This window comes from Paenibacillus sp. YAE3, assembly GCF_057546105.1.
This window is the reverse complement of the sequence record NZ_BAAIYF010000061.1, coordinates 1-526: the sequence shown is the minus strand read 5'-3', so window position 1 is coordinate 526 and position 526 is coordinate 1. Positions and strand designations below refer to the sequence as shown.

General features: G+C 44.7%; 1 rRNA gene. It reads left to right on the top strand.

Annotated features, from left to right (window positions below):
* Positions 1–401 precede the first annotated feature (401 nt).
* A 23S ribosomal RNA gene (locus AC27KL_RS28195) occupies positions 402–526 on the top strand; the annotation flags it as partial.

The window sequence follows — 526 nt, the reverse complement described above, 5'->3', positions numbered from 1 at the left end:
TCTATGGAGAATCGTTTCCTGCGAGGAAACATTCAAATATGCCGTAAGGCAAAACGATCTCACTCGTTGGTCAGTTTTGAGAGTTCAAACTCTCGCATACGATTTCCAGAACTTGCTTGGTGACAAGAAGTGCTGAGGATGGTATGATATAAGTCCGGTTGAAAAACCGGGTTTTGAATCAAATTTTCATTCACACATCCGTGATGAACCGAAAAATTGATTATTGATCCTTGAAAACTAGATAACGAAACGAATTTGCGTTTTAGAAATATCCTTTTAGCTGAACTTGTGTCAAAACAAGTTAGTAAAAGAGTAGCAGACGAGTGTTTGAATCGAGGAGCGACTTTGGCTTTGTGCGAAGCACAAAACAACGGAGCGAGGCGAGGCAAACAGGAGTCGAAGGTTAAGCTACTAAGAGCACACGGAGGATGCCTAGGCGCTAGGAGCCGATGAAGGACGTGGCGAACAACGATACTGCCTCGGGGAGCTGTAAGCAAGCTTTGATCCGGGGATGTCCGAATGGGGA